Raw genomic sequence first — 8,828 nt, 5'->3', positions numbered from 1 at the left:
GGGCCCACGACCCGGGTCCACTGCCGGGCGGGGGTCCGGCGGACGCTCCGCCGCTCGCCCGCCGCCATGCCCGCGGTGACCCGGGCCAGCATCCTGGCCCGGTCCGGCTGGTGCGCCTCGGCGGCCTCGCGCAGCGCGGCGGCGACATCGCGCCGGTCGTCGCGATGGTCGATCATCAACCGTTCCCTCCTGGGTGCCCGGCATGACCCACACGGCCGGGGCGGAGCCCCCGTACCGTCTCCTGCGCGGACGGCGCCGACGGCGGGGCCTGCGCCTGTGTGCCCGCAGCGGGCCGCTCGGTCTCGTCGTCGGGCGGGCCGAGCAGCCGCTCCAGCTCGGCGATGCCGCGGGAGGTCTGGCTCTTGACCGTGCCCACCGAGATGCCGAGCGTACGGGCCGTGTCCCGCTCCGAGAGGTCGAACGCGTGCCGCAGCACCACGCACGCCCGCTTCCGGAACGGCAGCCTCACCAGCGCGGCCTGCACGTCCACCACCGCGGACACATCCGGGTCGTCCACCCGGTCCGAGCGCTCCGACGAGAAGAGCGCCACCCGCCGCCGCTCGCGCACCAGACTGCGGATCCGGGACCGGGCCAGGTTGGCGACCACGCCCCGGGCGTACGCGGCCGGATGCTCGGCGACCCGCACCCGGTCCCACCGGTGCCAGACCGCGACCAGCGCGTCGGCCGCCAGGTCGTCCGCCCCGTCGGAACTGCCCAGCAGCAAGTGGGCGAGGCGGGCCAGCTCGGCATGGTGCCGCTCGAAGAACTCCCGGAACTCCGCCTGCGGGTCGGCCGCGGATAAGCCGTCCGCCGGTAAGCCAGACGCCGGTGTGGTGGCCGCGGCGGCCGGGCCGTCGGTAGGAGCGCTCACGCGGGCCTCCTCACTGTCCCTGCTGTCCCTCGTCCGGTGGGTTGCGTGAGCGTAGCAGCGCTCCCCGTGTTGTACGAGTGGAGCCCTTCCGCTTACCCGGAATTGGCCGGTCAGCGGGCGGCCGCCGTCTCGTACAGTGCGTGACATGAGGGAGAGCGCGGTGCTGCACATCAAGGGGCGGATCCTGGTCGGCCCGGAGGACGGGGACGCCGGTGGCGTCCGGGACGAGATGTGGGTGGTCGACGGCAAGATCACCTTCGACCGGCCGACCGGGACCCGGGACGTACGGAGGCTGGACGGCTGGGTGCTGCCGGGGCTCGTCGACGCCCACTGCCACGTCGGCCTGGACGCCCACGGCGCGGTGGACGACGCGACGGGCGAGAAGCAGGCACTCACCGAACGCGACGCCGGGGCGCTGCTGCTGCGCGACGCCGGATCGCCGTCCGACACCCGCTGGATCGACGACCGCGAGGACCTGCCCCGCATCATCCGGGCCGGTCGCCACATCGCCCGCACCAAGCGCTACATCCGCAACTACGCCCACGAGATCGAACCGGAGGACCTGGTCGCCTACGTGGCGGCCGAGGCGCGCCGCGGCGACGGCTGGGTCAAGCTCGTCGGCGACTGGATCGACCGGGACAGCGGCGACCTGTCCGCCTGCTGGCCGCGCGGGGCGGTCGAGGCGGCCATCGCCGAGGCCCACCGGCTCGGGGCGCGGGTCACGGCACACTGCTTCGCCGAGGAGACCCTCGCCCCGCTGGTCGAGGCCGGGATCGACTGCATCGAGCACGCGACCGGGCTGACCGAGGACACCATCCCGCTGTTCGCCGAGCGGGGCGTCGCCATCGTCCCGACCCTGGTCAACATCGCCACCTTCCCGCGGCTCGCGGAGGGCGGCGAGGCCAAGTTCCCCCGCTGGGCCGACCACATGCGACGGCTGCACGCGCGGCGCTACGACACGGTGCGCGCCGCCTGGGACGCGGGCATCCCCGTCTACACCGGCACCGACGCGGGCGGTTCGCTCGCGCACGGGCTGGTCGGCCAGGAGGTCGCCGAGCTGGTCAAGGCGGGCATCCCGGTACGGGACGCGCTGTCGGCGGCCACCTGGGGCGCCCGGGCCTGGCTGGGACGGCCGGGGATCACCGAGGGCGCCCCCGCCGACCTCGTGGTGTACGAGGCCGACCCGCGCGCCGACGTACGGGTGCTGACGGCGCCGCGGTGGGTGGTGCTGCGGGGCCGGGTGTTCTGAGCGGGACCCGGGGGACCTGGGGGTCTGGGGATACGTGGCGGGGTCCGGGGATACGTGGCCATCGAACGCTTCGGCGAACAACACCCTTTGGGATGAACGGACTTCATGTGTCTGCCTGTTTACCCCCGGTGCGCAAATATGGCGTGGTCGAGGCCGTCGGCGCCCGTGGAGTCCCCCGCGGCAGGCGCCGGCGGCTCCATGTCTCCTGTGGGGGTCAACTCACGTGTCCTTTTCACGCAATACCTTCTTCGGCATGCCCGCCCGCCGTGTGGCGGCCGTCTCCGCAGCCACCGCCGTCTCCGTCCTGGGCGTCCTGCCCGCGGGCACGGCGCACGCCCGGACCGGCGACACCACCGCCACCGGCAAGGCCGGCGCGGCCGTACTCCGTACCGACCTGAGCGTCTCGCTCCTCAACAAGACCGTCACCGCACCGCTGGTGACCTCGCTGAACGAAGTGAAGGCGCCGCAGACCGCCAGCAAGACCGCGCTCAGCGCGACCGTGGCCGGCGTCAACGGCGACCGCCCCTTCAGCGTGCTGCGCGCCGACGTGGCCACCGCCCGCGCCGTCACGGAGAAGTCCCGCTCCGAGGGCTACTCCAACCTCGTCAACGCCAAGGTGAACGTGCCGGGGCTGCTGGCGGTGCCGCTCCTCACCGTGGAGCAGGTCACCTCGAAGGCCGTGTGCGCGGCCGGAAAGAAGCCGACCGCCGACTCCAACGTGCTCGGCACCGTCAGCGTGCTCGGCAAGAAGGTCACCCTGACCGCGGGCGCCTCCACCAAGGTCGACGTGCCCTCGCTCGGCCAGGTGACCCTGGATCTGTCGCGCACCTCGACCACCTCGCGCACCGCCGCGGCCACCGCGCTGTCGCTGAAGGTCTCGGTGAACCCGCTCAAGCTCAACGTCTCCGAGGTCGAGGGCCAGGTCACTCTGGCCCACGCCACCTGTGAGGCGCCCGTCGCCCCGGCCAAGGAGGAGGAGCCGGAGGTCGTCAACCAGACCAAGCCGGAGCCCAAGCCGGAGCACCTCGCCGAGACCGGCGGCAGCTCGGCCACCCCGTACCTGGTGGCAGGCGGCGCCGTGCTGCTCGCCGCGGGTGGCGGCGCGGTGATCCTGGCCCGCCGCCGGCGGGCCACCGGAACGCGCGGTGATGCGTAAGCACGACCCCACCTAGCAGCCGACGCCGGCGGTCGACCCACCCCGACCTCCGGCGTCGGCCCGGGCCTGCCCGGTGCGATTCAACCCGCCCGGGCAGGCCCCCAGACGGCGGTGTCCTGCGGGGGTCAGCCGTCCTGGAGGGCCTTGGCCAGGGCGATCACGAAGCGGTCCGTCGTATCGCGGTCGCGGACGGCCAGCCGCAGCCAGTCCGGGCCCAGGCCCGGGAACGTGTCGCCGCGGCGCACCGCGAAGCCGAGTTCGCGGAGGCGGGTGCGTATCGCCGCCGCGTCCGGCAGCCGGATCAGCAGGAACGGGCCGGCCGCCGGACCGCACACCCGCAGCCCGGCCTCGGCGAACTCGCCCAGCCGCTCGGCCAGATAGGCGCGGTCGGCGGCGGCTCGCTCGGCGGCCCGCGCCGCCTCGGCCAGCGCGTCGGGCGCACAGCACGCCTCCGCCGCCGCCAGCGCGGGCGTGGACACCGGCCACAGGGGCTGCACCCGCTCCAGCGCGGCGACGATCCCCGGGTCCGCCAGCACGTACCCGATGCGCAGCCCCGCCAGCCCCCACGTCTTGGTGAGGCTGCGCAGCACGACCAGCCCCGGCACATCCGTGCGGGAGGCGAGCGACGCGGGCTCGCCCGGCACGGCGTCCATGAACGCCTCGTCCACCACCAGCGTCCGCCCGGGCCGCGCCAGTTCGGCGAGCGCGGCGGCCGGGTGCAGCACGGAGGTGGGGTTGGTGGGATTGCCGACGACCACCAGATCGGCGTCGTCCGGCACCGCCGCCGGGTCCAGCCGGAAGCCGTCCCGCTCGTCGAGCAGCACCCGCTCCACCGTGTGCCCGGCGTCCCGCAACGCGGCCTCCGGCTCGGTGAACTGCGGATGCACCACCACCGGGCGCCGGGCCGGAAGGGCGCGGGCGATCAGCACGAACGCCTCCGCGGCCCCGGCCGTCAGCAGCACCCGGCCCTCGGGCACGCCATGGCACGCGGCCACCGCGGCGCGCGCCGCCCGCCCGTCGGGGTAGGCGGCCAGCCCGTCGAGGGACGCGGCGATGCGGTCCTTGAGCCAGCGCGGCGGCGTACCGGCCCGGACGTTGACCGCGAGGTCCGTCAGCCCGGCGTCGGCCCCGCGCACCTCCGCGTCCCCGTGATGCCGCAGATCGAACCCGGGGACCGCACCGCCGGCGGGCGTCTCACGGGCGGGCGTCTCACGGGCGGGCGTCTCAGCGGCCGGTATCCCAGCGGCCTCAGCGGCCGGTATCTCAGCGGACATCGGCGTGGATGTCCGGGTGGGAGTGGGCATGGGCCGCCTCCGCTTCGAGCTGCGCCCGCTCGGGCACCCCGGCCACCTCCTCGTAGCGCTCCATGACCAGCTCCGCCAACTCCACGGTCGGGCCGATGACATCGGCGTACACCACGTCGGCCTCCGGATAGGCGAGTTGCCAGCCCTCCGCCTGCTGCCGGACCCGCTCCAGCGCGTCACCGCCGAACAGGAAATACGGCAGCACCACGATCCGCTGCGCCCCGAGCCGCACACAGCGGTCCAGACCCGAGGGCACGTCCGGCGCGGCGAGCGAGGCGAACGCCGTCTCGACGCCCGCGAAACCGCGCCCCTCCCACAGCAGCCGGGCGGCCCGGTGCACCTCGGCGTTGCCCTCCGGCAGCGGCGACCCGTCGCCCACCAGCAGCACCGTCGTCCGCGCCCGGTCCGAGGGGGAGCGCCGACCGCCGCCCAGCGCCTCGTCCAGCCGCCGCTCCAGCACCCGCAGCAGCCGGGGGTCCGGGCCCAGCGGGCGGCCGAAGACGAACGAGGCGTCCGCGTGCCGCTCCGCCTCCTGGGCCAGCGCGGCGACGACCCCGTCTCTCGGGTGCTCCACCGGGATCAGGCTGAGGGGCACGACGGCGAAACGCGTCACGCCCTCTCCGACGAGGCGGGCCACCGCATCGGACAGCGGGGGCGCGCCCGGCCCGGTGAGGCCGCCCGCCACGGGCAGATCCGGGTGCTGCGCGCCCAACTCCCGTACGAAATCCTGGAAGGCGCCGGCGCGCCTCTCGTCTCGGGTGCCGATGCCTGCGATGAGCAGCGCGGGCGGGGTCGTCACGAAGTCTCCTTGGTGCAGGGTGAAACGGGTCTCACGGTGCAAAGCGCAGTCTCGCCCCGAGACGTTACTGAGCGCCGTCGGGACACGCCACGGCAGGTCTTCGGCCGATTTCGGAGTGGCCGCTTCGCGAGCGGCCGTTTTGAGGCGGGCCGTCCTGCGGGTGGCCGTCCCGCGGACCACGGCGGGCGATCGCACAGGTGGCCCGCGACGGCCTGCCCCCACCCGGCTCCGACACCCGCTTGGCGACGAGCAGTTCGCCTCCCGGCCCGGCGGCCAGCAGAGCAGCCGCCTCCGCCACACCGGGCGTCCCCACGGCGGTGAGGGCCGCCATGGACGGGTTCGGCACGTCGACGGCGGCCAGCGTCTCCGCCCCGTACCCCCGCAGCGGCACCCCGAGGCGCTCGGCCGCGGCCAGCAGCCCGGGCTCACCGGCCTTGGCCTCGACCGTCGCCAACTCGGCGACGCCGCCGGGCGAGAGGCCCGCCCCGGCGAGGGCCGCCGCCACCAGCCCGGTCACCTCGTCCACGGACACCCCTCGCCGCGCGCCGACGCCGACCACCAGATCCGGCTGTTGTGGAGGGCGCACGTCAGGTCACCGCCCCGGTCACCCGGCGGCGGGCACACATCCGGCCACGAACCGGGCCGCCACACCGGGCACCGCCGCCCAGTGCACATGGAGATACGAGGCATGCACGTTTCCCGGTGCGAACCCTTCGGTGCGGCGCTGCGGATGGACGAGCCCCCAGGCGGGCGTCTGCCCGGCCCCCGGCTCGACGGTGGTGCGGTGGAACTCATGGCCCCGCACCCGGGTCCCCGCGGCGGCGAGGGACGTGTCGGAAATGGCCACGGCCTCACGGTAGCCCAGCGTCAGCCGATCCGACATGTGTGCCTCGGCGTCCACCACTCCGCACATCGGGCGCCCGTCCAGCGAGCGCGCCAGATACAGCAGCCCGGCGCACTCGGCGGCGATGGGCGCACCGGTCGCCGCCAGCCTGGCGACCTCGGCGCGCAGCGGCTCGTTCGCGGACAGCTCCGGTGCGTACACCTCCGGGAAGCCGCCACCGATCACCAGCCCGCCGGTCCCGTCGGGGAGGTGCTCGTCCCGCAGCGGGTCGAACGGCACGACCCGCGCGCCCGCGGCGGTGAGCAACTCGGTGTGCTCCGCGTAGGAGAAGGTGAACGCGGCCCCGCCCGCCACGGCGACCACCGGCCGCCGGTCCTCCGGCAGGGGGCTCTCCGCGGCGGCCTCCGCCGCCGGGCCCAGCTCCGCCACCGGATCCCACACCGGGCCGGACAGGGGAGGCGCGCTGCCCGCCAGCGCCATCAGCCCGTCGAGATCGCACCCCTCCCGCACCCACGCGGCCAGCGCCGCGACCGCGTCCGTGGCCTCCGTGCGCCGCTCGGCCACCGGCACCAGACCGAGATGACGGCTCGGCGTCCCGACCTCGCGCATCCGGCGCAGCGCGCCGAGCACCGGCACCCCGGCGCCCTCCAGCGCCTCCCTCAGCATCGCCTCGTGCCGGTCGGACGCCACCTTGTTGAGGATCACCCCCGCGACCCGCACCTCCGGGTCCCAGGAGGCGAAGCCGTGCACCAGGGCCGCCACCGAACGCGACTGCGAGGACGCGTCCACCACCAGCACCACCGGCGCCCGCAGCACCTTGGCCACCTGTGCCGTCGACGCCAGCTCGCCCTGCCCGGCCGCCCCGTCGAACAGCCCCATCACGCCCTCGACCAGGGCCAGATCGCAGCCCGCCGCCCCGTGCAGGAACAGCGGCGCGATCCGGTCCGGACCGCACAGATAGGCGTCCAGGTTCCGCCCCGGCCGCCCGGCCCCGCCACCGGACGCGCGGCCACCAGGCACCCCACCCCCAGGCGCGCGGCCGCCACCGGCGGGCGAGACGGCCAACGCGTGATAGCCAGGATCGATGTAGTCCGGGCCCACCTTGTGCGGGGACACGTCCAGACCGCGCTGCGCGAAGGCCGCCATCAGCCCCGCGGTGACGGTCGTCTTGCCGCTGCCGGAGGCGGGCGCGGCGACGACCAGTCGGGGAACTCTCACCACTCGATGCCTCGCTGGCCCTTCTGACCGGTGTCCATCGGGTGCTTGACCTTGGACATGTCGGTGACGAGGTCGGCGAAGTCCACCAGCGGCGCCGGTGCGTTCCGCCCCGTGATGACGACATGCTGCGTACCCGGCCGGTCGCGCAGGACCGACACCACTTCCTCAGGATCCACCCAGCCCCAGTGCATGGGATACGCGAACTCGTCCAGCACATAGAGCCGGTATGTCTCCGCCGCGAGATCGCGCTTGACCTGCTCCCAGCCCTCGCGTGCGGCCTCCTCGCTGGACGCCATGTCGCGCTGGACCCACGACCAGCCCTCGCCCATCTTGTGCCATGCGACGGTCCCCCCTTCGCCCGAGTCGCCGAGGACGCGCAGCGCACGCTCCTCGCCGACCTTCCATTTCGCACTCTTTACAAACTGGAATACACCGACCGGCCAGTTCTGGTTCCACGCCCGCAGCGCCAGACCGAACGCGGCCGTCGACTTGCCCTTCCCCACGCCCGTGTGCACGAGCACGAGCGGCCGGTTGCGGCGCTGGCGGGTGGTCAGCCCGTCGTCGGGGACGACGGTCGGTTGTCCTTGCGGCATCAGGCTGCCCTCCGTGAGTTCTGTACCGTCCGTACATCGCGGACCAGCGCCGTCACGCTGTCCGCGCGCAATTCGTCCAGGGTGACCGGGGTGCCCCGCAGATCGCGCGCGAGCGCGCCCGCCAGGCCCAGCCGCACCGGCCCCGACTCGCAGTCGACCACCACCGAGGCGACCCCGTCGCCCGCGAGCAGCCGCGCCGCGCGCCCGGCCCGCTCCACCGGCGTGGACCCGTCGGACACCGCGGCCTTCTTCGACTCCGTGGCCCGCCCGTCGGTCACCACGACCAGCAGCGGACGGCGCGAGGGGTCCCGCAGCCGCTCCACCCGCAGCACCTCGCGGGCCTTCAACAGTCCCGCCGCGAGCGGGGTGCGGCCGCCGGTCGGCAGCTGTTCCAGCCGGGCGGCGGCCGCGTCCACCGACGAGGTGGGCGGCAGCGCCAGCTCCGCGTCCGCCCCCCGGAAGGTGACCAGGCCGACCTTGTCCCGCCGCTGATAGGCGTCCAGCAGCAGCGACAGCACCGCGCCCTTGATCGCGCCCATGCGCTTGCGGGCGGCCATCGACCCCGACGCGTCCACGACGAACAGCACGAGATTGCCCTCCCGGCCCTCGCGCACCGCCTCCCGCAGATCGTCCCGGCGCACCAGCAGCCCCGGGCCGCGCCGCCCGCGGATGTGCTGATGCGGGGCGGCGGCCCGTACGGTCGCCGCCAGGTGCAGCGAGGTCAGCGTCCCCTGGGGGCGGCGCGCACCGGCGGTGCGGCCGTGCGCGGTGCGGGCCCGCGACCGCCGTCCGGC

At 74.9% G+C, this 8,828-nt stretch carries 9 protein-coding genes; 2 read left to right on the top strand and 7 right to left on the bottom strand.

Features of this window, described 5'->3' with window-relative positions; all coding sequences use genetic code 11:
- Positions 1-175 precede the first annotated feature (175 nt).
- Positions 176-742 (bottom strand): SigE family RNA polymerase sigma factor, encoded by a 567-nt coding sequence (locus EEJ42_RS37575; protein WP_425473018.1) that lies wholly within the window; start codon positions 740-742, stop codon positions 176-178.
- Positions 743-1,016: 274 nt separating this feature from the next.
- Between EEJ42_RS37575 and EEJ42_RS37570 the strand changes: the two genes are divergently transcribed.
- Together EEJ42_RS37570 and EEJ42_RS37565 are read left to right on the top strand one after the other, a co-directional pair.
- The gene (locus EEJ42_RS37570; protein WP_184503466.1) at positions 1,017-2,120 is read left to right on the top strand and encodes an amidohydrolase family protein; all 1,104 of its coding nucleotides are present in this window, start codon (positions 1,017-1,019) and stop codon (positions 2,118-2,120) included.
- A gap of 253 nt (positions 2,121-2,373) precedes the next feature.
- Positions 2,374-3,276 carry an SCO1860 family LAETG-anchored protein gene (locus EEJ42_RS37565; protein WP_123106663.1) on the top strand — a complete coding sequence of 301 codons (903 nt, stop codon included), beginning with the start codon at positions 2,374-2,376 and terminating at the stop codon, positions 3,274-3,276.
- Positions 3,277-3,401: 125 nt separating this feature from the next.
- On the opposite strand, the gene cobC is transcribed toward EEJ42_RS37565, so the two are convergent.
- The 6 genes from cobC to EEJ42_RS37535 form a co-directional block, all read right to left on the bottom strand.
- Positions 3,402-4,550 carry an Rv2231c family histidinol phosphate aminotransferase CobC gene (cobC, locus tag EEJ42_RS37560; protein ID WP_123106662.1) on the bottom strand — a complete coding sequence of 383 codons (1,149 nt, stop codon included), beginning with the start codon at positions 4,548-4,550 and terminating at the stop codon, positions 3,402-3,404.
- Positions 4,540-5,379, bottom strand: a complete 840-nt coding sequence (locus tag EEJ42_RS37555; RefSeq protein WP_123106661.1) for a sirohydrochlorin chelatase — start codon at positions 5,377-5,379, stop codon at positions 4,540-4,542. Before EEJ42_RS37555 ends, cobC begins: the two co-directional genes overlap by 11 nt.
- 64 nt (positions 5,380-5,443) lie before the next feature.
- On the bottom strand, positions 5,444-5,965 hold the full coding sequence (locus tag EEJ42_RS37550; RefSeq protein WP_123106660.1) for a cobalamin biosynthesis protein: 522 nt from the start codon (positions 5,963-5,965) through the stop codon (positions 5,444-5,446).
- An 18-nt stretch (positions 5,966-5,983) separates the two neighbouring features.
- Positions 5,984-7,444, bottom strand: coding sequence for a cobyrinic acid a,c-diamide synthase CobB (locus EEJ42_RS37545; RefSeq protein ID WP_123106659.1), 1,461 nt, complete (start codon positions 7,442-7,444; stop codon positions 5,984-5,986).
- Positions 7,438-8,034, bottom strand: coding sequence for a cob(I)yrinic acid a,c-diamide adenosyltransferase (gene cobO / locus EEJ42_RS37540; RefSeq protein ID WP_123106658.1), 597 nt, complete (start codon positions 8,032-8,034; stop codon positions 7,438-7,440). The genes EEJ42_RS37545 and cobO overlap by 7 nt, the downstream gene beginning before the upstream one ends.
- A partial coding sequence (locus EEJ42_RS37535) for a vWA domain-containing protein (protein ID WP_123106657.1) occupies positions 8,034-8,828 on the bottom strand: 795 nt, incomplete at its 5' end. The genes cobO and EEJ42_RS37535, both read right to left, overlap by 1 nt.

The organism is Streptomyces botrytidirepellens, assembly GCF_003721215.1.
Classification (GTDB): domain Bacteria; phylum Actinomycetota; class Actinomycetes; order Streptomycetales; family Streptomycetaceae; genus Streptomyces; species Streptomyces himastatinicus.
The sequence above is the reverse complement of the archived record's forward strand: the minus strand, read 5'-3'. Positions and strand labels throughout refer to the sequence as shown.

Coding starts and splice junctions, on each gene's coding strand:
- EEJ42_RS37570 (WP_184503466.1), top strand. CDS start 1,017: ATGAGGGAGAGCGCGGTGCTGCACATCAAGGGGCGGATCCTGGTCGGC.
- EEJ42_RS37565 (WP_123106663.1), top strand. CDS start 2,374: ATGCCCGCCCGCCGTGTGGCGGCCGTCTCCGCAGCCACCGCCGTCTCC.
- cobC (WP_123106662.1), bottom strand. CDS start 4,550: ATGTCCGCTGAGATACCGGCCGCTGAGGCCGCTGGGATACCGGCCGCT.
- cobO (WP_123106658.1), bottom strand. CDS start 8,034: ATGCCGCAAGGACAACCGACCGTCGTCCCCGACGACGGGCTGACCACC.